Here is a 26,183-nt window from a genome sequence, read left to right as displayed (position 1 = left end):
CGAAACAAAGAAAAATGAGCTCAAAAAATTGCTTCTATCGGGGCTAGTGCTATTTGTGCAATGGTTGAGATTTTAGCCTTTACACAAATAAATCCTTATGATCACTAAAGAAACCCTGTTAGCTCCTCCGATAGGAATGTCAAAATTCAAAGAATTTTTTTTATGGAGTGTAAGAATTTCACATTAGCAAATACTCAACTCATTAAAACTAAATTATTTAATAAAAATTGTAAATGTGGATAAGTTTTTGTAAATTTGCATTCTCTTTTGGCGCGAAAATTTGTTTATAAATCAATAATATACTGTGAATCAACTCTTTCATATTATGAAAGGGCTTTGTTGTATATAGATATTATGGCTTTCCGCTTCAAAAGTAAAAAATATTTTGCATTACGCTGTGAAAAGATATACCAGTGTTGCAGTTAGGATCAGATCTTAAGAATGTAAAAGAGCAAAGACAATTTCTAATAGCGCCAACATTTGAAGTCTTTATCTTTTCATAATTCTCTTTTTCAGCTCCTGATATTTTTTAATAAATCAAAATATTTTTTAACCCTTTCTTAAAAGTTTTATGAGTAAAACAACAGCAACAACTAAGGGAACGCCGAGAATTAATTTCTCGTCAGCAAAAGGAAAAATCATCACTCCTGACTTCCTGGATATCCAGATCGAGTCTTTTAGAGAGTTTTTCCAGCTTGATACGCTTCCTGAAGACAGAACGAATGAAGGTCTTTACAAGACTTTTCAGGAAAACTTCCCGATTACGGATTCCAGAAACCAATTTGTGTTGGAATTCCTGGATTATCTGGTAGATTCTCCGCGTTATTCAATCGATGAGTGTGTGGAAAGAGGATTGACTTATTCAGTTCCTCTTAAAGCAAGGCTTAAATTGTATTGTACAGACCCAGAACACGAGGATTTCCAAACCGTAGTTCAGGATGTATACTTAGGTCCGGTTCCTTATATGACTCCTAGTGGATCTTTCATCATCAATGGTGCTGAGAGAGTTATCGTTACCCAGTTACACCGTTCGCCTGGTGTATTCTTCGGACAGACGTACCACGCAAACGGAACCAAATTATATTATTCAAGAATCATTCCTTTTAAAGGATCTTGGATGGAATTTACAACCGATATCAACAGCGTTATGTACGCGTATATCGACCGTAAGAAAAAGTTACCATTAACAACTTTATTAAGAGCAATCGGATACGAATCTGATAAGGACATCCTTCAGATCTTCGATCTTGCTGAGGAAGTGAAAGTTTCTAAAGCTGCCCTTAAAAAAGTAGAAGGAAGAACATTAGCTGCGAGAGTTTTGAACACTTGGTTTGAAGATTTCGTAGACGAAGATACAGGTGAAGTAGTTTCTATCGAAAGAAACGAGATCATCTTGGACAGAGAAACTATTCTTGAAAAAGAACATTTAGATCTTATTCTTGATGCTGGTGTGAAATCAATCCTGATTCACAAAGAAAACAGCAATGAATTCTCTATCATCCAGAATACATTACAGAAAGACCCTACCAACTCTGAAAAAGAAGCGGTAGAGTACATCTATCGTCAGTTAAGAAATGCAGATCCGCCAGATGAAGAAACAGCAAGAGGAATCATTGAAAAATTATTCTTCTCTGAGCAAAGATATTCATTAGGTGAAGTTGGACGTTACAGACTAAATAAAAAATTAGGTCTTAATATTCCTACGACAACTGAGGTTCTTACCAAAGAAGATATCATCGCGATCGTAAGACACTTGATCGAATTGGTAAATTCTAAAGCTGAAGTTGATGATATCGACCACTTATCAAACAGAAGAATTAAAACGGTTGGTGAGCAGTTGGCAGGACAGTTCGGTGTAGGTCTTTCAAGAATTGCAAGAACAATCAAGGAAAGAATGAATGTTAGAGATAACGAAATCTTTACGCCGCTTGATCTTGTTAATGCTAAAACGTTAACATCAGTAATCAACTCGTTCTTTGGTACCAACCAGCTTTCTCAGTTCATGGACCAGACCAACCCGCTTTCAGAAATCACGCACAAGCGTAGACTTTCTGCACTAGGGCCTGGAGGTTTATCAAGAGAAAGAGCAGGTTTCGAGGTTCGAGACGTTCACCATACGCACTACGGAAGAATTTGTCCGATCGAAACTCCGGAAGGACCAAACATCGGTTTGATTTCATCTTTAGGTATTTATGCTAAAATCAACAGACTTGGTTTCATCGAAACGCCGTATAGAAAAGTAGCAGACAGCAAGATTGATCTTAATGCTGATCCTATCTACTTAAATGCTGAAGATGAAGAAGATAAAGTAATTGCTCAGGCAAACGTTGAATTAAGTGATAATGGTGACTTCTTAACAGACAGAATTATTGCAAGATTGGATGGTGATTATCCGGTAGTTGAACCTTCTCAGGTTAATCTTATTGATGTAGCACCAAACCAGATTTCCGGTATTTCAGCTTCATTGATTCCATTCTTGGAGCATGATGATGCGAACCGTGCATTGATGGGATCCAATATGATGCGTCAGGCAGTTCCTCTATTGAAGCCACAGGCTCCGGTAGTTGGTACAGGGCTTGAGCAGCAGGTTGCAAGAGATTCAAGAATTTTGATTAACGCTGAAGGTACAGGAACTGTAGAGTATGTTGATGCTGACAGAATCGTAATTAAATATGAAAGAAGCGAAGATGAGGATTTAGTACAATTCGAGTCTGCTACTAAAACATATAACTTAACTAAGTTTAGAAAAACCAACCAAAGTACAACCATTACCCTAAGACCAAATGTAAGAGTAGGTGACGTAGTGGAAAAAGGACAGGTACTTTGCGACGGGTATGCTACTGAAAAAGGAGAATTGGCTCTTGGTAGAAACTTAGTGGTTGCGTTCATGCCTTGGAAAGGATACAACTTCGAGGATGCGATCGTAATCAACGAAAAAGTTGTACGTGAAGACTGGTTTACTTCAATCCACGTAGATGAATATTCTCTTGAAGTTCGTGATACCAAATTAGGTATGGAAGAGCTTACAGCAGATATTCCAAACGTTTCTGAAGAAGCTACTAAAGATCTTGACGAGAACGGTATGATCAGAATCGGTGCTGAAGTGAAGCCTGGAGATATCATGATTGGTAAAATCACTCCAAAAGGTGAATCTGACCCGACTCCTGAAGAAAAACTTCTTAGAGCGATTTTCGGTGACAAAGCTGGTGATGTAAAAGATGCTTCATTAAAAGCAGATTCTTCATTAAGAGGTGTTGTGATCGACAAGAAATTGTTCTCAAGAAACATTAAAGATAAAAAGAAAAGAACTGAAGAAAAACTTAAGCTTGAAGAAATTGAAAACACTTACAAAGCTAAGTTTGATGATTTGAGAAACACTTTAATTGAAAAATTAAATACACTCGTAAGCGGTAAAACTTCTCAAGGGGTTAAAAATGACCTTGATGAGGAAATCATCGGTAAAGGAGTGAAGTTTACTCACAAATTATTGACTTCAGTTGAAGATTATGTAAACGTTAGCGGTTCAGACTGGACGGTTGATAACGATAAAAATGAATTAATCAAACAATTAATTCACAACTACAAAATCAAGTACAACGATATTCAAGGGGTTAAAAACCGTGAGAAATTCGCAATTTCAATCGGAGATGAACTTCCTGCAGGTATCATGAAGTTGGCTAAAGTTTACATCGCTAAGAAACGTAAGCTGAACGTAGGAGATAAAATGGCAGGACGTCACGGTAACAAAGGTATCGTTTCAAGAATCGTTCGTGAAGAAGATATGCCATTCCTTGAAGACGGAACACCGGTAGATATCGTATTGAATCCACTTGGAGTACCTTCACGTATGAACATCGGTCAGATCTATGAAACCGTTCTTGGATGGGCTGGTCAGAAATTAGGATTGAAGTTCGCGACACCAATCTTCGACGGAGCAAGTCTTGATCAGATCACTGAATATACTGAGAAAGCAGGTCTTCCTAAATTTGGTCACACCTATCTTTATGATGGTGGTACCGGAGAAAGATTTACACAGGCAGCGACAGTGGGTGTGATCTACATGTTGAAATTAGGACACATGGTTGATGATAAGATGCACGCACGTTCGATCGGTCCATACTCATTGATTACTCAGCAGCCGTTAGGAGGTAAAGCTCAGTTCGGAGGTCAGAGATTCGGAGAGATGGAGGTTTGGGCTCTTGAAGCATTCGGAGCATCAAATATCCTGAGAGAGATCCTTACCGTGAAGTCGGATGACGTAATTGGTAGAGCGAAAACTTACGAAGCCATTGCTAAAGGTGAATCGATGCCTGAACCAGGTATTCCGGAATCATTCAATGTACTACTTCATGAGTTACAAGGTCTTGGATTAGACGTAAGACTAGAGGAATAATTTTAAATTTTAAATTATCAATGCTGAATGGAGACATTCTGAAATTAATCTAAAATCTAAAATCTAAAATTTAAAATCTAACAAATGTCAAATAAAAATAAATCAAGTAGATTTAATAAAATAACCATCGGTTTAGCTTCTCCGGAATCGATTCTTCAGGAATCGAGAGGGGAGGTTCTTAAGCCGGAAACCATTAACTACAGAACGCATAAGCCTGAAAGAGATGGTTTGTTCTGTGAAAAAATCTTCGGTCCCGTAAAAGATTACGAATGTGCTTGTGGTAAATACAAGAGAATTCGTTACAAAGGGATCGTTTGTGACCGTTGTGGAGTAGAGGTTACGGAGAAAAAAGTACGTAGAGAGAGAATCGGACATATCAATTTGGTAGTTCCAATTGCTCACATCTGGTATTTCCGTTCTTTACCGAACAAAATCGGTTACCTTTTAGGAATTCCTTCCAAGAAATTGGATATGATCATCTACTACGAAAGATATGTAGTGATTCAGCAGGGGATTGCTAAAAAATTAGACGGTTCCGATTTCGAGAATATGGAATTCTTGACAGAAGAAGAGTATCTTGATATCATGGAAACTCTTCCAATTGAGAATCAATATCTTGATGATTCCGATCCAAACAAATTCATCGCTAAAATGGGTGCTGAAGCTGTTGAGGAGTTATTAAAAAGAATCGATCTTGATGCATTGTCTTTCGATTTAAGACATAAAGCTCACAATGAAGGTTCAAAACAAAGAAGAACTGAGGCTTTAAAAAGATTGAACGTTGTAGAAGCATTAAGAGGTGCTAATACAAGAATGATCAACAAGCCTGAGTGGATGATTATGCGTGTGCTTCCAGTAATCCCGCCGGAATTAAGACCATTGGTTCCGTTGGATGGTGGACGTTTCGCAACTTCCGATTTGAATGACCTTTACAGAAGAGTTATTATTAGAAACAACCGTTTGAAGAGATTATTGGAGATCAAAGCTCCTGAAGTAATCTTGAGAAACGAGAAGCGTATGCTTCAGGAATCAGTAGATTCATTATTCGATAATACAAGAAAATCTTCAGCTGTAAAATCTGAATCTAACAGACCATTGAAATCACTTTCAGATTCATTGAAAGGTAAACAAGGTCGTTTCCGTCAGAACTTATTAGGGAAAAGGGTAGATTACTCTGCACGTTCGGTAATTGTCGTAGGTCCAAACTTACAGCTTCACGAATGTGGTATTCCTAAAGATATGGCTGCTGAACTTTACAAACCGTTCATTATCAGAAAACTGATTGAAAGGGGAATTGTAAAGACTGTAAAATCTGCAAAGAGAATCATCGACAGAAAAGAACCTGTTGTATATGATATCCTTGAAAACGTGATGAAAGGTCACCCGGTACTATTGAACAGGGCACCTACGCTTCACAGACTGGGTATTCAGGCATTCCAGCCTAAGATGATCGAAGGTAAGGCAATTCAGCTTCACCCATTGGTAACGACAGCATTCAACGCGGATTTCGACGGTGACCAGATGGCGGTACACTTACCGTTAGGCCCAGAAGCAATCCTTGAAGCTCAGTTATTGATGTTAGGTTCTCAGAACATCTTGAACCCAGCAAACGGTTCTCCAATTACGGTACCTTCTCAGGACATGGTTCTTGGTCTTTATTTCATGACCAAAGAATTGAGCTCTACAGAAGATATGAAAGTAAAAGGCGAAGGTCTTGCATTCTATTCTCCTGAAGAAGCGGAAATTGCTTATGCTGAAGGAAGAGTATCTTTAAATGCTAAAGTAAGATGTAGACTTCCGGTTAAAGAAGACGGTGAAATCGTTACAAGACTGATCGAAACTTCTGTAGGTAGAATTTTGTTTAACCAGATTGTACCGAAGCAGGTAGGATATATTAATGAGCTTTTAACGAAGAAATCATTAAGAAACGTTATCGGTAAGATCCTTGCTGATACGGATTTCCCTACCACTGTGAAGTTCCTTGATGCGATGAAAGACTTAGGTTACTCAAACGCATTCAAAGGAGGTCTTTCGTTCTCATTAGGAGACATCGTGGTTCCTGTTGAGAAAAAGCAGATGATTGCACAATCAATCGAAACTGTAGACGAAATTAGAGCCAACTATAACATGGGTCTAATTACCGATACAGAACGTTATAACCAGGTAATCGACGTTTGGACAAACACCAACGCAGGATTAACGGAGATGATCATGAGCAGAATGAAAGTTGATCAGGGTGGTTTCAACTCTGTATACATGATGCTTGACTCCGGGGCGAGGGGTTCTAAGGAACAGATCCGTCAGTTATCAGGGATGAGAGGTTTGATGGCAAAACCGCAGAAAGCCGGTTCTACCGGAGCGGAGATCATTGAAAACCCGATTCTTGCAAACTTTAAAGAAGGTCTTTCCATCCTAGAATACTTTATCTCTACCCACGGTGCCCGTAAAGGTCTTGCGGATACCGCTCTTAAGACGGCCGATGCCGGTTACTTAACGAGAAGATTGGTAGACGTTGCACAGGACGTTATCGTTACAGAAGAAGACTGTGGAACGTTAAGAGGAACAGAAGTTACTGCACTTAAGAAAAATGACGAGATCGTTGAAAAAATCTCCGAAAGAATCTTAGGTAGAGTTTCTTTACATAATATTTACGATCCTGAAAGTGATGAACTAATCGCTGAAGCTGACCAGGTAATCTCTGAAGCATTAGCTAAGAGAATCGAGGAAGCAGGATTAGAAGCTGTTGAAGTTCGTTCACCATTAACTTGTGAAGCTAAGAAAGGTATCTGTGCGAAATGTTACGGTAGAAACTTAGCAACAGGTAAAATGATTCACATGGGTGAAGCGGTAGGTGTAATTGCAGCACAATCCATCGGGGAACCGGGAACTCAGCTTACGTTGAGAACATTCCACCAAGGGGGTACTGCAGGAAACGTATCAGAAAACCCATCAATCGTTGCAAGAAGAGACGGTATCGTTGAAATGGATGAAGTAAGAACCATTACTTCTGAAGATGAAAACGGTAATACTGCTGAAGTGGTTGTTTCCCGTTCAACGGAATTCAGATTGGTTGCTGATAATGAGTCAAGAACACCATTAATGGTAGCCAACGTACCTTATGGTTCCATATTAGCAGTAAAACCTGGTGATAAAGTGAAAAAAGGAGATGTAATCTGTAGATGGGATCCGTATAACGCCGTTATTATTGCTGAAACAGCAGGTAAGGTAGAATACGAAGATATCATCCAGGGGGTTTCATTCCAATTGGAAATTGACGAACAGACAGGATTTGAAGAGAAAGTAATTTCTGAATCCAGAAATAAGAAAGCCGTACCAACATTAAAAGTGGTAGATTCTAAAGGAGTTGAGCAGAAAGCATACAACTTACCGGTAGGAGCCCACTTAATGGTAAACGATGGTGAAAAAATTAAGGCTGGTAAAGTCTTAATTAAAATCCCTAGAAAATCTGCAAAAGCAGGGGATATCACCGGAGGTCTTCCGAGAGTTACCGAATTATTCGAAGCAAGAAACCCTTCAAACCCAGCGGTGGTTACAGAAATCGACGGGGTAGTTTCTTACGGAAAAATCAAGAGAGGTAACCGTGAATTGATCGTTGAAGCTAAAACTGGGGAGAGAAAAATTTATTTGGTTAAACTATCCAACCAGATCCTTGTACAGGAGAATGACTTCGTAAGAGCTGGTTCGCCACTTTCTGACGGATCCATCACACCGGACGATATCTTGAGAATCAAAGGCCCAACAGCTGTTCAGGAATATTTGGTAAATGAAATTCAGGAAGTTTACCGTTTACAAGGGGTAAAAATTGACGACAAGCACTTCGAAATCATTGTAAGACAGATGATGACGAAAGTATCTATCGTTGACGGAGGTGATACTCAGTTCCTTGAAGGTGCTCTTGAACATAAATATGATTTCTTGGAAGAAAACAACAGAGTATTCGGTCTTAAAGTTGTAGTAGAGGCAGGAGATTCTAAAGTATTCAAGCCGGGTCAGATGATTACGGCAAGAGAATTAAGAGACGAAAACTCTAAATTGAAGCGTGAAGATCAGGCTTTAGTGGAAGTAAGAGAAGCTTTACCAGCTACGGCAACGCCAGTATTGCAGGGTATTACAAGAGCAGCTCTTCAGACTAAATCATTCATGTCTGCCGCATCGTTCCAGGAAACAACGAAAGTTCTTAATGAAGCAGCAGTTGCAGGTAAGGTTGATGATCTGCACGGTCTTAAAGAAAATGTAATTGTAGGACACAGAATTCCTGCAGGTACAGGTCTTAAAGAATACCAGAATGTAATCGTTGGTTCTAAGAAAGAATTCGAAGATCTTAACTAAAATTTATAATTTGAAATTTGAGGTTTGAAATTATTTTTATACTTTCACAATCTCAAATTTCGAATTTTTTAAAATATAATTTATAACAAATGGACAACAATCAAAACCCACAAGACGGAAACATCAACATCGAATTAAACGAAATGGTAGCGGCTGGTATCTATGCTAATTTAGCTTTGGTAAACCACTCTCCATCTGAGTTTGTAGTAGATTTCATCCAGTTAATGCCGGGTGTACAGCAAGCGAAAGTAAGATCAAGAGTTATCCTTGCTCCACTTCACGCAAAAAGAGTACTTTCTGCTCTTCAACAGAATATTGCTAACTATGAGCAACAATTCGGAGAAATCAAAGAAGTTGAACCTTTCGTATTAGGAGGAAACAACGTAAACGCTTAAGATTTACTCATAAACATACAGAAGTGCTCCATTTTTAATGGGGCATTTTTTTATGCTGATAGATTGCTGTTATATGATATAAATGCTTTATTTCATACGTTGCTACTAATTAGAATTGTATATTGTTTGTAATTTCCTATTATTTTATAATTCTTATTAATAGATTAAAAAAATATAAAATCCATGTCACAATTTTATATCTTTGCTTCAAGATATGGTATTAGGATATGGTAAATAATCAGTTTGTTCGTAATAAATTTGGTTTTTTAGGCGAACAATTTTTAGGTGAACTTAATAAAAATGCAGTCGTCACAGAAGTAAAGGCAAAGACTGAAATTATTCGTGAAGGTCAGAAAAACAAATTTGTACCCTTTCTCATTAAAGGGTCTGTAAGGGTTTTTACTTTAAATGACGGCCGTGAACTTATTTATTATTACATCAGAACTAATGATAGCTGTCTGATGACTTTTTCATCTATTTTTACAGACTATATCAGCAGGGTATATGCCGTAGCAGAAGAAGATTCTGAAATCATGCTTGTTCCGGTATCAATAATCCACGATTGGCTGATTGCATATCCGGAAATCAATCGTGTTTTTTACCATGAATATGACAAAAGATTTTCAGACGTCATGAGTATGGTAAACGATGCCGTTTTTCACAGACTTGATAAAAGAGTATTAAATTATATCCGGCAGCAGATTTCAATCACCGGCTGTAATCCTATAAAACTTACCCATCGCGAAATAGCAAGCAATCTGGGGACTTCCAGAGAAGTAGTAAGCCGTGTTTTGAAAAAAATTGAGAATGAAGGCGACATTTCACAAACCAAAGAAGGCATAAAATTACCTCTTAATGAAAATGTTATACAAGGCTAATAAATTATATTTAATTAATTTAACAATTTGATTGATAAAAACAATCCGGTCGGTGACTTTTATCACGCACTTTTGATAGCATAAGTATATAAGTTTGTCATACTAAACTTTAATAGAAATTGTATGACAAAAACCTTACTATTTTTGTCGGTATTGATCTCAGGTTTCACCTTTGCACAGGAGGATCTGCTGAAAGATATTGACACCATTCAAACAAAAAATACCGATACTTCCCAGCCTGCTTTTAAGGCATTGCAGATTGTAACCGGACAATCTACTAAATTACCCGCAAAAAAAGAGTGGTACATTGTTGTGGCACACCGTTTTGGTGATGTAAGCAAAGGCTTCAAAGATTTTTTCGGACTGGATGATGCCTCAACCAAACTTGGGGTTATTTATGGAGCTACAGACTGGCTATCATTAAATTTATCAAGAGAAACCAATCAGAAAACTTTTGAGGGCGGCGCAAAATACAGATTGGTGAAGCAAAATGATAATTTCCCGGTGGATATTGTAGGGTACAATGTATTGGCCGTAAATACAGATCTGAGCACGGATAATTATCCTCATTTAAAGTTCGCAGACAGACTTTCTTATCTTACTCAGGCTTTGATTTCCAGAAGATTTAATGATGATTTTTCACTGCAGCTAACTCCTTCTTATGTTCATAAAAATCTTTACGAACCGACAATTGAAGATAAAGATCAGTTTCTGGCAGGTATCGGGGGAAGATACAAGATTTCAAAAAGAATATCGATTAATGCAGAATATTTCGTGAATTTTGATAACCACAGTTTTTATAAAAATCCTCTGTCCGTAGGGATGGATATTGAAACGGGAGGCCACGTTTTTCAACTGTTGTTTACCAATTCGCAAATCAATTCAGATATTGGGTATCTCACCAATGCTACGGGAAAGTGGGAAAAAGGACAGATTTTCTTCGGATTTAATCTTTATAGAGTTTTTTAATATGAAAAAGTTTGTATATATCATTTCAACGGCAGCAGTATTTATTGCCTGTGAAAGCAGAACCTATGAAGAGATCTCGGATAATACGCCTATTGCTGAAAAAGTAACTTATAATAAAGATGTTAAAGCAATTATTGATGCCAACTGTGTGAGTTGCCATTCTCCCGGTGCTCAGGCTTTGACCAATTATAATCAGGTGAAAAATAATATCAATAATATTATAGACCGAATCAGCAGGCCCAATGGAGATCCTCTGAAAATGCCGCAGGGCGGAAGTTTGTCACCTGCACAAATCAATATCATCACCAAATGGAAAGCCGACGGCCTTTCCGAAAACTAAATATCTATTATGAAAAAGCTGATTATTTTCATCATGTTAATGATAACGGGCAACTTGTTTTTTGCCCAAAAATATATGTCTAAAACAGGAAAAGTGACCTTTGAAGCCTCAGTTCCTCTTTTTGAAGATGTATTTGCACAGGACGACAATAATATTGTTGTTCTCAACGCCGATAACGGAGATGTTGCCTCTGTTTCAGTGGTTAAAAACTTTCATTTTAAAACCAAACTCATGGAAGAGCATTTTAATGAAAGCTATGCAGAAACGGCTAAATTTCCAAAAACTACATTTACCGGTAAAATTGTGAATTTTGATAAGTCGAAACTTACGGCTTCACCTCAGAAATTTACGGTTCAGGGAACTCTTAATTTCCACGGAGTGGCAAAGGCTTACACCTCAACTGCAACAATATATGCCAAAGACGGAAAAATTTTTATGTCAGGAGGATTTACAGTAAAAGCTGCTGATCATAAAGTGACAATCCCTAAAATGGTAATGAAAAAAGTAGCGGAAACAGTGAATGTTGAATATAATTATATTTTGGTTAAACAATGAAAAAGATCATTATAATATTAAGTATATTCCTGGGACTTACTTTTACGTTTGCTCAGGACAACGCAAAATCAATTTTTGATGTCGCCCGTACCGGAACTGTTGAGGAAGTAAAAGAACTTATGAAAAAGGACCCGGATGTCATTAACCAAACCAATGAAAACGGATTCTCACCACTCATTCTTGCATGCTATAGAGGAAATGTTGAGGTGGCCAAATTTCTGATTGATCATGTAAAAGATGTAAATTATAAAAGCAGGGAAGGTACCGCTCTCGCCGGACTCGCCTTTAGATACAATAAAGAATTGGTAGAATATATTCTGAAGAAAAATGCGAATCCCAATATTGCTGACGCCACAGGAATAACTCCGTTATTTTGGGCAGTAAAGTCCGGTAATAAAGAATTAACTGAATTGTTACTAAAGTACAAGGCTGATAAAACCTTAAAAGATTCACAGGGAATGACTCCTTTCGAGTATGCCTTGCAGACCAATAATAAAGAAATCATTAATCTCTTAAAAAATTAACATATGAAAAAAGTTTTACTTACTTTATCAATGGCTCTGGCATCTTTGATCGGAGCACAGACTTTTTCGACAGGAACAGTAAGTCTGCCGACGACAGGTATGACAGTAAGAATCGTTACCAATCCTACTACAGTGACTCTGGTACTCACAGGAGACAGCAATTCCATGCTGGCCATAGGTTTTGGAACAAGTGGAATGGCCTCCGGAGCAGACGGATTTATTTATAATTCTTCTGCAAACAGGGATTACACATTTAGTGGAATAGGTGTAACTCCTTCTGCTGACTCTTCCCAGGATTGGACTGTAACATCGGACACGGTTTCCGGAAGCACAAGAACGGTTATAGCCACCAGAAGCCTAGCAGGAGGTGCAGGGGATTTCGCATTGTCCAATACGAATTCAAATATTGATATTTTCTATGCAAGAAGAGCTGGTGCGTTAGGCCTTGCTTATCATGGTTCTTTAAGAGACTATGCTACTCTTACCAGAGCTTCAGCGCTGGCAACCGGAGAAGTTATAGCGGAAAAACAGAAGATAATGCTGTATCCTAATCCTGCAAAAGAAACGGTAAGCTTCAAAAATGCTGATAAGATCAAATCGGCAGACATCTTTGATTCTGCAGGAAGAAAAATCAGAACCGTGAAAGTGGATGGGAAAGAAATCAATATTTCAGATCTGAAATCCGGAAATTATTATCTGGAAATCACTTTAAAAGACGGATCGACTACTTTTGAACAGCTTATTAAAGAATAATAACAAAACTCTTTACAAATAATTTCGGGGCGGCGGCTTTGCCGCCGCCCCGAAATTTATCCCATCATTACCCATACTTACTACAGTTTTTTTTTGATATTTTTATCAGTTTAATTTTTCAGACGTTATTTGTTTTTATGTAAATATAGCCGTCTTTAGCTTTGCAGCAATAGACGTTCAGGTAAATAATTATTATCGTCAAGGCACTTTCATTGCAAATTTTACTCAACCATCTTTTACATATATCGAAAAAGAAATATCTTTCCGGCATGAAAACTACTCAAATCACTACCGCCGGGAGAATAAAAGCTATTGTAGGCGGATCCATCGGAAATCTTGTTGAATGGTACGACTGGTATGCGTACGCCGCATTTGCCATTTACTTCTCAAACTCTTTCTTCCCCGATTCTGATATGACGGCACAACTGCTGAACACAGCGGGAATTTTTGCCGTTGGCTTTCTTATGCGCCCTGTTGGTGGTTGGCTTTTCGGAAGTATTGCAGATCGGATCGGACGGAAAAAAGCCATGACGTTTTCAGTATTGCTCATGTCTTTCGGATCGTTGCTGATTGCAGTAACACCAACGTATGATGCAATAGGAGTTTTGGCTCCGTTACTTTTATTAACAGCACGTCTTCTGCAAGGTCTCAGTGTGGGAGGAGAATATGGTGTATCTGCAACTTACCTCAGTGAAATGGCAACTTCCGACAGACGCGGATTTTATTCCAGTTTTCAGTATGTGACTTTGATTGGCGGACAGCTCATCGCACTCGGAATTCAACTGATTTTACAAAAAATATTACTTACGGAAAGCCAGCTTGAAAACTGGGGCTGGAGAATTCCTTTCGTCATCGGGGCACTGCTTTCCGTGATTGCGTTGTACCTGAGAGCAAATCTCCACGAAACGGAAGCTTTTGAAAGTAAAAAAAAGATAGAGGAAAATAAAAAAGGGACTATAAAAGAATTACTGAAACATCCTAAAGCACTACTGACAGTAGTAGGTCTCACTTTAGGCGGAACGCTTGCATTCTATACCTATACTACTTACATGCAGAAATTTCTGGTAAATACCGTTCATCTTACAAAAGAAGATTCTACATTGATCTCTTTTGTTTCGCTCTTTATTTTTGCCTGTCTGCAGCCTCTTTTCGGAGCCCTCTCGGATAGAATAGGAAGAAGGCCTTTGCTGCTGGGTTTCGGGATCTTGGGAACAGTATTCACTTATCCCCTGCTGGACGCTTTAAGTACTACCACTTCCATGTGGGGTGCTTTCTTCCTGATCATAGCTGCACTAATTATTGTAAGTGGTTATACATCTATCAATGCAGTCGTAAAGGCTGAGCTTTTCCCGTCTGAAGTAAGAGCTTTGGGAGTTGGGCTTCCATATGCATTGACGGTAGCGGTTTTCGGAGGAACGGCAGAATATCTGGCATTATGGTTTAAACAGCAGCATGTAGAGCATTATTTTTATTGGTATATTACCGGCTGTATTTTCTTTTCACTGATCGTTTACTCAAGAATGGGAGACACGAAGAAAACATCTTCTCTTGATAAAGATTAAAACAGAATATATAAAAGACCCGCGGCTCAGAGAATCTGAGCCGCGGGTTCTATTTAATGATAGGCTTGCTTAAATTTTTGGAGGATATTATCCAGATTATGTCTCTGAACATATACGCTCTTTACATCTTCATATCTCGGCGATTTGTAAAAAACTTCATGGAAATCCATACTGCCATTTCCAACTTTTACCACTTTCTGAACCTCAATATTCAACTTTCTCAATTCATCTTTAAAAACCTGAAATTCGTCTTGGATATTTTTCATCTATTTTTTGGATTTTAATTAAAACTATACTTTTATATCAAACACCCTACCAAAATTAAGGGGTGTAAATGAAAATCAGTATAAAGATAATGAATTTTTCTATATAAAAATAAGAAATGCTTATAATTTTAGCAATGAATTATTTGTTTTTAAATCATTTTAATAAATTTTTCATGAATTGAATAATGTTATTACCGAACAAAAAAATTAAACAAAAAATTTTATAATATGAAAAGTCCTTTAAAATAAGCTTTGTACCTGGCTAACCGATCAATTAATACACAAAATAAATATGAATTAAAACAAAAAAGGTTAAAATCACCTGAGATTCTAACCTTTTATTCTATATAGATTTCATTGTATTATTTTTTGCTATCCTCTTCTTCCAGTTCAATTTCATGTCTCAGCTGGGCCTTGTACAAGGTAGCATAATATCCGTTTTTATCCAGAAGTTCAAGATGCTTTCCTTCTTCCACAATTTTACCGTGCTCCATAACGATAATTTTGTCTGCCTTTTCAATAGTGGAAAGCCTGTGTGCAATGATAATGGACGTTCTGTTTTTTGTGATTTTTTCCGTGGCTCGCTGGATCAGCTTCTCACTTTCATGGTCAATAGATGAGGTCGCTTCATCGAGAATCAGGATTTTAGGATCTGAAAGATACGCTCTCAGGAATGATAAAAGCTGTCTCTGACCCAGGGAAATAGAAGAACCTCTTTCGCTCACTACATAATCATAACCTCCCGGAAGGCTTTCAATAAACTCGTCAACTTCAATTTCCTTTGCTCCGGCTTTGATCTGCTCAAGCGTAATGGAATTATCACCAAACGAAAGATTTTCAAAAATACTTCCGTGGAACAGGAAAACATCCTGTAGCACTACACCAATATGACTTCGGAGGCAATAGAGTTCATAATCTTTAAGATCCACATCGTCAATAATGATATTTCCTGAATTAATGTCATACAATCTGGTGATGAGGCTGATAATCGTGGATTTTCCCGCTCCGGTAGCGCCAACAATAGCGACAGTCTCGCCCGGATTTACTTTAAAATCAATTCCCTTTAATACTTCTTGTTTTTCATCATAAGCAAAATGTACATTTCTGAATTCAATTTTTCCTTCAAAATGATCTTTCTGTACGGCTCCTGTATTCGGCATCGAATTTTCCTCATCCATTAATCCCAATACTCTTTCAGCTCCTACGATACCCCGCTGGATATTGTTAAACCGGTCTGCAATCTGTCTTAAAGGACGGATCAGCATAGAAATATACTGGATAAATGCTATAACCACTCCGGCACTGATGGTGATATAGCCTCCATAAAAGAGGATAAATCCGATGAAAAGCGAAGAGATTAATTCAACCACCGGGAAGAATAAGGAGAAAATAAAGACCGTTCTCAGTAATGCGTCTTTCAGCGTGATATTGATTTCATCAAACTTTTTAAATTCAGATTCCTGCCTGTTGAACACCTGAATGATCGACATTCCGGCCAGTCTTTCCTGAACAAATGAGTTCTGGTTAGACGTCCAGTTTCTTTCATCCCCGAATGCTTTTTTAAGTCTTTTCTGAAAAAATCGAGTAATAACAACCATTAAAGGAAGAATAGCCAGCGTAATGTAGCTGAGATGAACATTGGTACTGAACATCATCACCAACACAAAAAGAATTCTCAGAACATCCCCGAAAACCATCAGGAAACCATCCGTATACACCGTGGCAATAGTTTCAACGTCTCCTACTGCTCTTGTCACCAGCTGCCCGATTGGTGTTTTATCGAAGAATGAAGTTTTAAAATAAATAAGTTTATTATAAAGTCTCTGTCTGATATCCCGGATCACATTCTGTGAAATATAATTGGAAAAATAAACCAGGAAAAAATTTAAAACAGTTTCTGTGAAAACCAGACCTACCAAAATGTAGATATGCTTCATCATTAAAGCCTTGTCTTTCAGCTTGGTGATGTCGTTATCTACCACTTCCATGGTGAGGTAAGGCCTGTAGGTAGAAACCATAGCCAGTATGATGGAGATGATCAGCGTAAGGATGAACCACGAACGGAATTTCATTCCGATAAAGAACAGCCTTTTGATAATTCCCCAGGTATCTTGTTTTTTCATTGTACGAATTGAAGAAAGAATTATATTGAAATTCTATGCAAAAATAAGATTTTAAAATTTGACAATCTTTACCAGCTATAGAAATAGTCATAGAAAATTTCAGATCGCTGTCATTTATGATATAGATTAATTATTCAAAATCATAGCCCACATCAACAAGATATAATCCGTGAGCCGGGGCAGAAGTACCCGCTGAGTTTCTGTTTTTGTTTTCAATGACTTTGCGGAGGTCTTCAGGCTGTAATTTTCCGGCACCTATGTCTACCATCGTTCCTACAATGGCTCTTACCATGTTTCTCAGAAAACGGTTCGCTGAAACAGTAAATTTTAGCTCACTCCCGTTTTGTTCCCATCTTGCCTTATAGATTTTACAGAGGTTGGTTTTATTATCGGTATGAAGTTTGGCAAAGCTGGTAAAGTCTTCATATTCAAATAAAATGCTACAGGCTTCATTCATTTTATTAATGTCAAGCGGTCTTCTCCAGTGCTGCCAGGCAGATTCTTCCGTGAACGGGTTTTTTTCCAGAGAGATATAATATTCGTAAGTTCTGTAGGTAGCATCAAATCTTGCATGAAAATCATCTTTCACCGGAAAAATTCTTTTCACCGAAATGTCCGCAGGAAGAAAACTGTTTAATTTTCTTGGCAGATCTTCGTCAAGAACTTTCTCGGTTTCAAAATGTGCGAAAATTTTCTTGGCATGCACGCCGGTGTCCGTCCTTCCTGCGCCGGTAGTTTTAATTTCTTCTCTTAATATTGTGGAAAGTGCCTTCTCCATTTCTTCCTGTACAGAAACAGCATTGGGCTGGATCTGATATCCGAAATAATTCTTGCCGTTGTAGGAAAATTCTATAAAATACCTCACTGTGATAAAATAAGTAAGCAAAATTACTTTAATTAATGATAATCATCAACACAATTTAGAAACCGCTTTCAACTTTTCCTGAAATTTTCAATAAAGAGGCAAGAAATTAAAATTAAAAAAGAAATGGTAAAGGTTGACAAGTAAAACAAGTGGTGCAGCGCCCTATAAAATATCAAAGATATTTCCTTAATTCTCTCAAAACCTTTTAAAATCTTAATGTTTAAATAATTGCAGTTTGAATTCAGATTGAATACTTTTAAATATTTATTTAAAATAAATCTCGAAAAGTAAGTACCATAGTAAGCTAAATCCATACGAAAATTCCTATTTTTGCAAGGTATGAAAAGATGGTACCTTTATCCCTTTTCCCTAGGTTATCGCATGGTAACGGGTATCCGAAACACAATGTATGATCTGGGAATTTTTAAGTCAACAAAATTCAGAACTCCGATCATTTGTGTCGGTAACCTTTCTGTAGGCGGAAGCGGAAAATCCCCTATGGTAATGTATCTTGCGCAGTTTTTGTCAAAACATTACAGAACGGGAGTCCTTTCCAGAGGCTATGGAAGGCTTACAAAAGGCTATGCTGTCACCAATTATGAAAGCAATTATAAAATGGTGGGTGATGAAGCCATGCAATTGTTCGAACGTTTTAAAAACCGCTTTGTTATTGCTGTTTCCGAAGAGAGAGTTCCCGGCGCCAAAAAGGTAATTGCCGATATGGACCTTGATGTTCTGGTATTGGATGATGCGATGCAGCATAGAGCCATAAAACCGGGATTCACCATTATGATGACCGATTTTAATGATCCTTATTTTAAAGATCATCTTCTTCCTGCAGGAGATTTGAGGGAGTCACGGGCGGGATCCGGAAGAGCAGACATTATCATGGTCAGCAAATGTCCGGATGAACTTACTGAAGAAACCAAGCAATATTATATTTCAAGAATAAGACCTTCCGGACGTCAGAAAATATTTTTTTCATCCATAGGTTACGATGAAAATGTCTACGGGAAAGAAAAAATGCTTCCGGATAACAACCTGAATTATTACGATATTCTTCTGATCACAGGAATTGCAAATCCGAAACCTTTACTGAACCATCTTGCTAAATTTTCGCAGAGAGTAAAACATTTGAAATTCAGAGATCATCACAACTTTACGGAAGCGGATATTAAAAATATCGTGGCAGAATATAAAAAGATGGGCGAATATAAGTTGATTTTAACCACTGAAAAAGATTATGTACGTCTTAAAACTTTTGATTACCTAAGAGATATCGTTTATTACTGGCCTATCAATGTAATAATAGATAAGAAGGAAGAATTTAACCAAATCATCCTGGATTATGTTAGAAAAAATTAAAAAAATAGCAGCCTTCATACAAGGCGTCATCAACGATACTCCTGATTTTGCCATCGTTCTGGGCTCTGGATTAGGAAAACTCCAGGATGAGGTAAAGACAATTCATACCCTGGAATATGCTGAAATCCCTGAGTTTCCTCAAACAACAGTTGCCGGCCACAGCGGAAAATTAATCTACGGAATGCTGGAAGGCAAAAAAGTATTAATGATGAGCGGCCGCCTTCATTATTATGAAGGCCATTCTATGGAAAATGTGGTGTTGCCGATCAGGGTTTTTCATCTGTTAGGCATAAAAAATCTGATCCTTTCCAATGCTTCCGGCGGCGTAAACTCTGAATATAAAATTGCAGATATTGCCATCATCAAAGATCATATCAACATGATGCCTGAACATCCGCTTCGTGGCAGGAATATTGATGCATTCGGTCCACGATTTGTGGATATGAGCGAAGCATACAGCAAAAAGATGATTTCAGTGGCAGAAAAGGTTGCCTCGGAAAATAATATCAACATTCACCAGGGAATCTATGTGGCACTGCAGGGACCTACTTTTGAAACCCCTGCGGAATACGGAATGATAAAAGCCATCGGTGGTGATATGGTAGGAATGAGTACTGTTCCGGAAGTTATTGTAGCCAGACACATGGGAATAAATGTTTTCGGAATCTCCGTAATTACTGATCTGGGTGGACCTGATATCGCGTTCTCCGTTTCTCATGAAGAAGTTCTGAATGCTGCCAATAAGGCAATGCCTAATGTAATTACGGTGGTAAAAGGTCTCGTTAAAAACTATCCGCAACCGTTATAGAATTTTTCAATAGTACAAATTTCCGGCTGAGGCTTTCTAATTATTTTTCATTGTTTAGATTTGCAGAAACGATTTTTAAAATGAAGAAACTGTTTTTATTATTAACGATAGGAATTTTCGGTTTGGGCTGTTCACAACAAGCTCCCGAAGTTCTTAAAACAAGTTTTTCCAAAGAAGCATTAATTCAGAAGGTTGAAAATGAAGAGGGTAAAACAGTCACCATACAGCAGATCCTGGATCAGCATAAAGGAAAAGTTTTAGTGCTTGATTTCTGGGCGGGCTGGTGCAGGGATTGTTTAAAAGCGCTTCCGAAAGCCAAAGAATTAGAAGACAGCAATAAAAATATCGATTTTGTGTTCCTTTCATTAGACCGTTCCAAAGAAGGTTTTGACAAAAGCCTGGAACGATTTGATATGAAAGACAAAGAAAATTACTGGTTCGCTTCCGGCTGGAAAAATGATTTCAACAACTATATCGATCTCAACTGGATCCCGAGATACATGGTGATTGATCAGAAGTCTGCCATTGCCAAATATTACGCCATCTCGCCGGAAGATCCGGATATTCAGGCAACCATTGATAAGCTTTTGAAATAAAATGACATAGGAAATGGAGACGTTAAGAAAATAAAAGCTCTGAACGTTAAAAAAATTCTACTGTTTGAGCGCGACAGATCAATTGAAACGAAGAACAGATTTTGATTCGCGCGAGTTTTAGAATTTTTAGAGAACAGAATTTATTTTTAGTCGGAGTTTCCAAGTCTTGAACTTTTGTTTCTTTTGTTTCAAGACAAAAGAAATTAGCTTGAAATGAAAACATAAAATGAATCCATATCTTTGCGGTATGGATTCTTCTTTTCTCCTTCGCAAAATTATTCATGTCGATATGGACGCATTCTATGCTTCTGTAGAACAGCATGATAATCCTGCATTAAAAGGGAAAGCTATTGCAGTGGGTGGAGAGCATCGGGGAGTTGTCGCAGCGGCAAGCTACGAAGCAAGAAAGTTCGGGGTACGGTCTGCGATGCCGAGTAAAACTGCGAAAGAAAAGTGTCCGCATCTTATTTTCGTCTCACCCAGATTTCAGCGGTACAAGGAGATTTCAAGGAAAATAAGGGAGATTTTTTATGAATACACCGATCTGGTAGAGCCTTTATCATTGGATGAAGCCTATCTTGATGTCACGGAAAACAAAAAGGGAATAGAGTCTGCTAATCAGATTGCCAGGGAGATTCGCCAGAAGATTTTCGAACAGACAGGATTAACGGCTTCTGCGGGAATTTCTATCAACAAATTTTTGGCTAAAGTAGCATCAGATATTAATAAACCGAATGGCCAAAAAACCATTCATCCGGATAAGGTAGAAAGCTTTCTTGAAGAATTACCGGTCGAAAAGTTTTACGGAGTGGGGAAGGTGACGGCGAATAAAATGTTTAGCTTAGGCATTTACAAGGGAAAAGATCTGAAAAAAAGATCTGTAGAAGACCTCACAAGGATGTTCGGAAAATCCGGAGCCTATTACTATAATGTCGTTCGGGGAATTCATCATTCTGAAGTAAAACCTCACCGGATCCAGAAAAGTGTAGCGGTAGAAAGAACCTTTTTTGAAGACCTTTTTGATGAACATCAGATCAACGAGAAATTACAAAGTCTCAGTGAAGAGCTCCAGAGCCGTCTTCAGAAAAATAATATTCTCGGACGTACGCTTACCCTGAAAATTAAATACAAAGATTTCTCCCTTTTTACAAGAAGCATCACCCGGGAAGAATATTTCTCTTCCGCAGAAGAATATTTTAATACCGGAAAACAGCTTTGGGAGCTACGCCCGTTCGACAAACCTGTTCGGTTACTCGGTTTATCCCTTTCCCAGCTCAATACTGAAGAAAAAAAACAGGTGTCGGTTCAACTAAAAATTCCGTTCAAAGAATTTGAAGACCAATAATCTCGAATATTTTCAGTAAATTGTAGTAACCAAATTTTACAATTTTATGAATGAAACGATGATTCAATACTTCCACTGGTACTCGGAAGGAGAAGGGAAACTATGGAAAGAAGCAGAAAATAACGCACCATATCTGGCTGAATTAGGAATTACATCAGTATGGTTTCCACCCGCTTACAAAGGAACGGGAGGTGGTTGTTCTACCGGATATGATGCCTATGATCTTTTTGATCTGGGAGAATTTGATCAGAAAGAAACTATTCCCACAAAATACGGAACAAAAGACGATTATATAAAAGCCATAAAGGCTTTAAAAGGACACAACATCAAGATTATTGTTGATATCGTTCTCGGCCACAAAGCCGGAGGGGACGAACTTGAAACATTCAAGGCCCTGAAAGTAGATGAAGAAAACCGGGATAAAATAATTTCCGGCGAAATCGAGATACAGTCATACACCAAATTTACTTTTCCCGGCCGCGGAAAAAAATATTCGGATTTTGAGTGGAATTATACGTGCTTCAGTGGCGTAGACTATGCAGAAGGCATGGATTCTCATATTTTTAAAATTAAAAATGAATATGGAACCGACTGGGAAGAGATGATTGATGATGAAAAAGGAAACTATGATTATCTCATGTTTAATGATGTGGAACACCGCAATCCTTTCGTAAGAGAAGAGCTCAACAACTGGGCAAAATGGTATTTTGATCAGACAGATTTTGACGGCGTAAGGCTGGATGCCCTGAAACATATTTCATTTGATTTTTATAAAGAGTGGCTTACGCTGCTGCGTTCCAACTCCGGCAAAAATATTTTTGCGGTAGGAGAATACTGGGCTCCGGGATATCTGGGTCTTCTTCAGAAATATATTGATGTAACGGAGGGTTGTATGAGCCTTTTCGATAGCTCATTACAGAATAATTTCCATACCGCTTCCAATGAAGGGGATTCTTATGATCTCCGCAGAATCTTTGATGAAACGCTTACCCAGTCCGATCCGCTGCATTCAGTGAGCCTGGTTGATAATCACGATACCCAGCCTTTACAGGATCTTGAAGCACCGGTAGAACAATGGTTTAAACCATTGGCGTATGCATTAATTTTACTTCGTCAGGACGGATATCCATGTGTATTTTATCCGGATTTGTACGGAGCGCATTACGTTGATAAAGACAGGGAAGGGAATGACCAGGAAATATTTCTGGATAAGGTAGACGGTATCGAGGAGTTGCTGAAAGCCAGAAAAGATCATGCGTACGGAGAGCAGCGGGATTATTTTGAAGACGCCAATTGCCTCGGATGGGTTCGTGAAGGAGATGATGAACATTCGGGATGTGCGGTTGTGCTCAGCAATAAAGAGGCCTATGAAAAGCCTATGGAAATGGGCGAAAGATACATCGGGAAAACCTTCTATGATGTATTGGGAAGATTTGAAGATAAAGTTACAATCGATGAAAATGGCTGGGGAAATTTCCCTGTTCCTGCAGGGAACGTAAGTGTCTGGATCGAAGAGTAGCCTTGTAACTGCAAGCCAACAATATTTATAATGATCATCCGTAAGTTTTGTCATGTACGGCAAGAGTATATAAGCTGTGTTGAATGACAAACCTTGCGGATATTTTTTAGGATGAATCCGTTTAATTCTTAACTTTTTTAAGCTTAAGGATTTCAGGCCTTTCTGAATCTTCTGAGATTGATCCGGATCTCGCAAATTCTGCCCAGAGCGCCCGAAGCTTTTTCCCGTTTTCCTGAATATATTCCCATGGAACATCTTTCAGCAGCTCTGCTGATTGCCAGGCTTCCTTGTTTTCAAATAACAGAGGCAGATCTACACAGTGCGATGCGCCGATGTTATTGCTCTTTAGGGTAGACCGAATAACAAACTGGTATACATTTCCGCCACCGGCTGCAAGATTTTCTGCAAACGCCTTGGCCGGTTTTTCATAGATTGACGCCGTAGTTTTTCTTACAATCTTATTCAGAATTCTTTGGGGCAGATAAGTATAAATGCCTGTTTGCGAGGTTTTCACGTAAAAAGCCGTTTCATCCTGATTGGAGCCTATTAAAACATCATACTTCTTTGCATTTTGTTTCCAGTTCGCCATGGTTTCTTCTTCCCGGCATAACGGAGGATGGCCATATTGCGTGCAGAATGGCATAGAGGTCTTCAATCCGTATTTTCTGAAAGAAGGTAAAAAAGTGCGATACCCTGCTACCATCTTAAGCGCATCCGGTTCATCTTTTAAAATATCCGTCTTGAGGAAAAACTCATGGGACATCTTTTGCCTGTTGACCCTGAATCCCAGCGGAGCACTATGGATAATCACACGGCGGAATAAATTTTCCGTTTCTTCCGAGATCATGAGATGTGCAATGGCATCACCTCCGGATGACTGTCCGAACAGGGTAATGTTTTCAGGATCTCCGCCAAAGTCGCGGATGTATTGTTTTATCCATTGGAGAGCGGCAATCATATCATACAATCCCAGGTTGGCCGGCCTCTCTTCACTACCTCCTAAAAATCCGAAAAGCCCGAGCCGGTACGATACCGAAACAACAATGATGTGCTGTTCTTTTACCCACACGGAAGGATCAGACGTGGGAAGATCACCGCATCCGATTTCGTAGGAGCCACCATGAATCCAGACGATAACGGGAAGCTTTTCGTTTTCATTAAAGTGTTCGGGGCATGTAATGGTAAGAAACTGCGGGGATTCATCCGGTTCAAACTGTTCCACATCTGTTTTCTGGATCAGCCTGTCCAGCAGAGGACTTACATTTTGTGGGCATACCGGGGTTTTATCAGGAATTTCATCATGCTCCGGATATGGTAAGGGTTCCGGCTTTTTAAATCTTTGAGAGCGGGCATAGCGAATACTTTTCGCCCTGATGACCCCATTTTCCTTTAATGCCGGAATGGTTCCGAAAGAAGTATGAAAGGTATGGAATTTCCTGTGTTGCTGTGTTGTCATCCAACAAAATTATGATTACCTTAAATGTAGTAATTAATCTTTTTTAAGCCAAAAAAATACTTAATATCTTATCCTACTGAGATAATTATTGCAACGCTTTGTATGCGGTAGGAGATACTCCTGTTTTACTTTTGAATAATCGGGTGAAATGCTGCGGATACCTGAAACCAAGGTCATAAGAAATTTCACTGATGGATCTTGAAGGATCGGTGATCTGCCGTTTTGCGGCATCAATAAGCTTATTATGAATAAATTCCTGTGCCGAAATGCCAAGCTCCTTTTTCATGACATCTCCGAAATAATTGGCTGAAAGGTTAAGCTGTTCGGCAAAATAATGAACCATAGGAAAACCGATGGTCCTGGGCTTTTCAGAGTTCAGATAGTCATCCAGCAGTGTTTCGAATTTTCCTATCACGCCGCGGTTGATATGGTCCCTCGTGATGAACTGGCGGTCATAAAAACGCATGCAGTAATTGAGGAAAAGTTCAATGTTATTAACGATCAGGGACTTGCTGTGCTTGTCAATAGCCTGTTCCAGCTCAAGCTGTATGTTTTTAAAGCAATCCAGGATGATTTCTCTTTCTTTTTCGGAAAGGTGGAGGGCTTCGTGAACTTCATATGAGAAGAAATTATAATCACCAATCGTAGTGCCCAGGCTGGTGCCTTTGATCAGGTCCGGATGGAACAGCAGTGCAAAACCTGCAGGCTGTATGGGATTTCCGTCATTTGTTATTCCGTACTCCTGTTCCGGGGCAATGAAGACCAGCGTTCCTTCCTGGTAATCGTAGTTATGTTTTCCGTAAAACAGATCTCCGCACAGGACATCCTTCAAAAAAACGGTATAAAAGCCGAAGGCTCTCCTGAACTGGCAGACAGGGCCGGATCTGGAAAAATCAATGATACTCACCAAAGGATGCAGCGTATCATGGTTTACCATTTTATTGTATTCGGAAATACTTTCGATAAAATTAACCTGATCTTTCATATATTTAATTCTTCAGAAACCAAAATTACCATATTTAAGGCGCAGATTTTGCGGTCACGGTAAAATTGGTATATCATTCTGTAATTTATATAAGCTTAATTCATCATAAACATACGATTTTTGCCATAACATTATT

Annotated in this window: 20 protein-coding genes; 15 read left to right on the top strand and 5 right to left on the bottom strand. The window is 38.5% G+C overall.

Annotation, left to right across the window (positions count from 1 at the left end):
* Nucleotides 1-571: 571 nt before the first annotated feature.
* From rpoB to U9K52_RS09405, 10 genes are all read left to right on the top strand, one after another.
* Complete coding sequence (gene rpoB / locus U9K52_RS09450) at nt 572-4,393, top strand: DNA-directed RNA polymerase subunit beta (protein ID WP_263602240.1); 3,822 nt, start codon at nt 572-574, stop codon at nt 4,391-4,393.
* Between the two features lie 84 nt (nt 4,394-4,477).
* Nucleotides 4,478-8,743, top strand: coding sequence for a DNA-directed RNA polymerase subunit beta' (gene rpoC, locus U9K52_RS09445; RefSeq protein WP_248388421.1), 4,266 nt, complete (start codon nt 4,478-4,480; stop codon nt 8,741-8,743).
* 89 nt (nt 8,744-8,832) lie between these two features.
* Nucleotides 8,833-9,138 (top strand): DUF3467 domain-containing protein, encoded by a 306-nt coding sequence (locus U9K52_RS09440; protein WP_029295596.1) that lies wholly within the window; start codon nt 8,833-8,835, stop codon nt 9,136-9,138.
* A gap of 227 nt (nt 9,139-9,365) precedes the next feature.
* Nucleotides 9,366-10,016, top strand: coding sequence for a Crp/Fnr family transcriptional regulator (locus U9K52_RS09435; RefSeq protein ID WP_263602241.1), 651 nt, complete (start codon nt 9,366-9,368; stop codon nt 10,014-10,016).
* Between the two features lie 123 nt (nt 10,017-10,139).
* Nucleotides 10,140-10,985 (top strand): DUF5777 family beta-barrel protein, encoded by an 846-nt coding sequence (locus U9K52_RS09430; protein ID WP_248388417.1) that lies wholly within the window; start codon nt 10,140-10,142, stop codon nt 10,983-10,985.
* Between the two features lies 1 nt (nt 10,986).
* A complete protein-coding gene (locus U9K52_RS09425; RefSeq protein WP_263602242.1) occupies nt 10,987-11,325 on the top strand; it encodes a hypothetical protein in 339 nt (112 codons plus the stop codon).
* 9 nt (nt 11,326-11,334) lie between these two features.
* The gene (locus U9K52_RS09420) at nt 11,335-11,880 is read left to right on the top strand and encodes a YceI family protein (RefSeq protein WP_263602243.1); all 546 of its coding nucleotides are present in this window, start codon (nt 11,335-11,337) and stop codon (nt 11,878-11,880) included.
* Entirely contained in the window at nt 11,877-12,404 is a 528-nt protein-coding gene (locus U9K52_RS09415; protein ID WP_322926118.1) for an ankyrin repeat domain-containing protein, read from the top strand. The genes U9K52_RS09420 and U9K52_RS09415 overlap by 4 nt, the downstream gene beginning before the upstream one ends.
* Before the next feature lie 3 nt (nt 12,405-12,407).
* Nucleotides 12,408-13,157, top strand: coding sequence for a T9SS type A sorting domain-containing protein (locus U9K52_RS09410; protein ID WP_322926117.1), 750 nt, complete (start codon nt 12,408-12,410; stop codon nt 13,155-13,157).
* A 269-nt stretch (nt 13,158-13,426) separates the two neighbouring features.
* Entirely contained in the window at nt 13,427-14,719 is a 1,293-nt protein-coding gene (locus U9K52_RS09405) for an MFS transporter (RefSeq protein ID WP_322926116.1), read from the top strand.
* A 53-nt stretch (nt 14,720-14,772) separates the two neighbouring features.
* Here the strand turns inward: U9K52_RS09405 and U9K52_RS09400 are convergent, their stop codons facing one another.
* The 3 genes from U9K52_RS09400 to truA all read right to left on the bottom strand — a co-directional run bounded on the left by U9K52_RS09400 (nt 14,773) and on the right by truA (nt 17,973).
* Nucleotides 14,773-14,985, bottom strand: coding sequence for a hypothetical protein (locus tag U9K52_RS09400; RefSeq protein ID WP_072883545.1), 213 nt, complete (start codon nt 14,983-14,985; stop codon nt 14,773-14,775).
* Between the two features lie 362 nt (nt 14,986-15,347).
* Nucleotides 15,348-17,108: an ABC transporter ATP-binding protein gene (locus tag U9K52_RS09395; RefSeq protein WP_322926115.1), complete on the bottom strand. Its 1,761-nt coding sequence runs from the start codon at nt 17,106-17,108 to the stop codon at nt 15,348-15,350.
* Between the two features lie 130 nt (nt 17,109-17,238).
* Entirely contained in the window at nt 17,239-17,973 is a 735-nt protein-coding gene (gene truA / locus U9K52_RS09390; RefSeq protein ID WP_416232851.1) for a tRNA pseudouridine(38-40) synthase TruA, read from the bottom strand.
* Nucleotides 17,974-18,312: 339 nt separating this feature from the next.
* On the opposite strand from truA, the gene lpxK reads away from it, so the two are divergent.
* The 5 genes from lpxK (at nt 18,313) to U9K52_RS09365 (ending at nt 23,606) form a co-directional block, all read left to right on the top strand.
* Nucleotides 18,313-19,338 carry a tetraacyldisaccharide 4'-kinase gene (gene lpxK, locus U9K52_RS09385; protein ID WP_322926112.1) on the top strand — a complete coding sequence of 342 codons (1,026 nt, stop codon included), beginning with the start codon at nt 18,313-18,315 and terminating at the stop codon, nt 19,336-19,338.
* Nucleotides 19,322-20,146 (top strand): purine-nucleoside phosphorylase, encoded by an 825-nt coding sequence (locus U9K52_RS09380; protein ID WP_322926111.1) that lies wholly within the window; start codon nt 19,322-19,324, stop codon nt 20,144-20,146. Before lpxK ends, U9K52_RS09380 begins: the two co-directional genes overlap by 17 nt.
* Nucleotides 20,147-20,226: 80 nt before the next feature.
* Nucleotides 20,227-20,742, top strand: a complete 516-nt coding sequence (locus U9K52_RS09375; RefSeq protein WP_322926110.1) for a TlpA family protein disulfide reductase — start codon at nt 20,227-20,229, stop codon at nt 20,740-20,742.
* Nucleotides 20,743-20,989: 247 nt separating this feature from the next.
* Nucleotides 20,990-22,087, top strand: a complete 1,098-nt coding sequence (gene dinB / locus U9K52_RS09370; protein WP_263603851.1) for a DNA polymerase IV — start codon at nt 20,990-20,992, stop codon at nt 22,085-22,087.
* Nucleotides 22,088-22,133: 46 nt separating this feature from the next.
* Nucleotides 22,134-23,606, top strand: a complete 1,473-nt coding sequence (locus tag U9K52_RS09365; protein ID WP_322926108.1) for an alpha-amylase — start codon at nt 22,134-22,136, stop codon at nt 23,604-23,606.
* A gap of 121 nt (nt 23,607-23,727) precedes the next feature.
* On the opposite strand, the gene U9K52_RS09360 is transcribed toward U9K52_RS09365, so the two are convergent.
* Together U9K52_RS09360 and U9K52_RS09355 are read right to left on the bottom strand one after the other, a co-directional pair.
* Complete coding sequence (locus U9K52_RS09360; protein WP_322926107.1) at nt 23,728-25,062, bottom strand: carboxylesterase family protein; 1,335 nt, start codon at nt 25,060-25,062, stop codon at nt 23,728-23,730.
* A gap of 85 nt (nt 25,063-25,147) precedes the next feature.
* Nucleotides 25,148-26,047 (bottom strand): helix-turn-helix domain-containing protein, encoded by a 900-nt coding sequence (locus tag U9K52_RS09355; protein ID WP_263602249.1) that lies wholly within the window; start codon nt 26,045-26,047, stop codon nt 25,148-25,150.
* Between the last annotated feature and the right edge of the window lie 136 nt (nt 26,048-26,183).

Source organism: Chryseobacterium sp. MHB01 (genome assembly GCF_034651565.1).
GTDB classification, from domain to species: Bacteria; Bacteroidota; Bacteroidia; order Flavobacteriales; family Weeksellaceae; genus Chryseobacterium; species Chryseobacterium nepalense.
This window is presented reverse-complemented; position numbering and strand designations above follow the sequence as displayed.

Excerpts from the sequence above, each read along its gene's own strand:
- U9K52_RS09405 (WP_322926116.1), top strand. The coding sequence starts at position 13,427 with ATGAAAACTACTCAAATCACTACCGCCGGGAGAATAAAAGCTATTGTA.
- U9K52_RS09420 (WP_263602243.1), top strand. The coding sequence starts at position 11,335 with ATGAAAAAGCTGATTATTTTCATCATGTTAATGATAACGGGCAACTTG.
- U9K52_RS09375 (WP_322926110.1), top strand. The coding sequence starts at position 20,227 with ATGAAGAAACTGTTTTTATTATTAACGATAGGAATTTTCGGTTTGGGC.
- U9K52_RS09360 (WP_322926107.1), bottom strand. The coding sequence starts at position 25,062 with ATGACAACACAGCAACACAGGAAATTCCATACCTTTCATACTTCTTTC.
- U9K52_RS09440 (WP_029295596.1), top strand. The coding sequence starts at position 8,833 with ATGGACAACAATCAAAACCCACAAGACGGAAACATCAACATCGAATTA.
- U9K52_RS09435 (WP_263602241.1), top strand. The coding sequence starts at position 9,366 with ATGGTAAATAATCAGTTTGTTCGTAATAAATTTGGTTTTTTAGGCGAA.
- U9K52_RS09425 (WP_263602242.1), top strand. The coding sequence starts at position 10,987 with ATGAAAAAGTTTGTATATATCATTTCAACGGCAGCAGTATTTATTGCC.
- dinB (WP_263603851.1), top strand. The coding sequence starts at position 20,990 with ATGGATTCTTCTTTTCTCCTTCGCAAAATTATTCATGTCGATATGGAC.
- U9K52_RS09355 (WP_263602249.1), bottom strand. The coding sequence starts at position 26,047 with ATGAAAGATCAGGTTAATTTTATCGAAAGTATTTCCGAATACAATAAA.
- U9K52_RS09400 (WP_072883545.1), bottom strand. The coding sequence starts at position 14,985 with ATGAAAAATATCCAAGACGAATTTCAGGTTTTTAAAGATGAATTGAGA.
- rpoC (WP_248388421.1), top strand. The coding sequence starts at position 4,478 with ATGTCAAATAAAAATAAATCAAGTAGATTTAATAAAATAACCATCGGT.
- U9K52_RS09395 (WP_322926115.1), bottom strand. The coding sequence starts at position 17,108 with ATGAAAAAACAAGATACCTGGGGAATTATCAAAAGGCTGTTCTTTATC.
- U9K52_RS09410 (WP_322926117.1), top strand. The coding sequence starts at position 12,408 with ATGAAAAAAGTTTTACTTACTTTATCAATGGCTCTGGCATCTTTGATC.
- lpxK (WP_322926112.1), top strand. The coding sequence starts at position 18,313 with ATGAAAAGATGGTACCTTTATCCCTTTTCCCTAGGTTATCGCATGGTA.
- U9K52_RS09430 (WP_248388417.1), top strand. The coding sequence starts at position 10,140 with ATGACAAAAACCTTACTATTTTTGTCGGTATTGATCTCAGGTTTCACC.
- U9K52_RS09415 (WP_322926118.1), top strand. The coding sequence starts at position 11,877 with ATGAAAAAGATCATTATAATATTAAGTATATTCCTGGGACTTACTTTT.
- U9K52_RS09365 (WP_322926108.1), top strand. The coding sequence starts at position 22,134 with ATGAATGAAACGATGATTCAATACTTCCACTGGTACTCGGAAGGAGAA.
- rpoB (WP_263602240.1), top strand. The coding sequence starts at position 572 with ATGAGTAAAACAACAGCAACAACTAAGGGAACGCCGAGAATTAATTTC.
- U9K52_RS09380 (WP_322926111.1), top strand. The coding sequence starts at position 19,322 with ATGTTAGAAAAAATTAAAAAAATAGCAGCCTTCATACAAGGCGTCATC.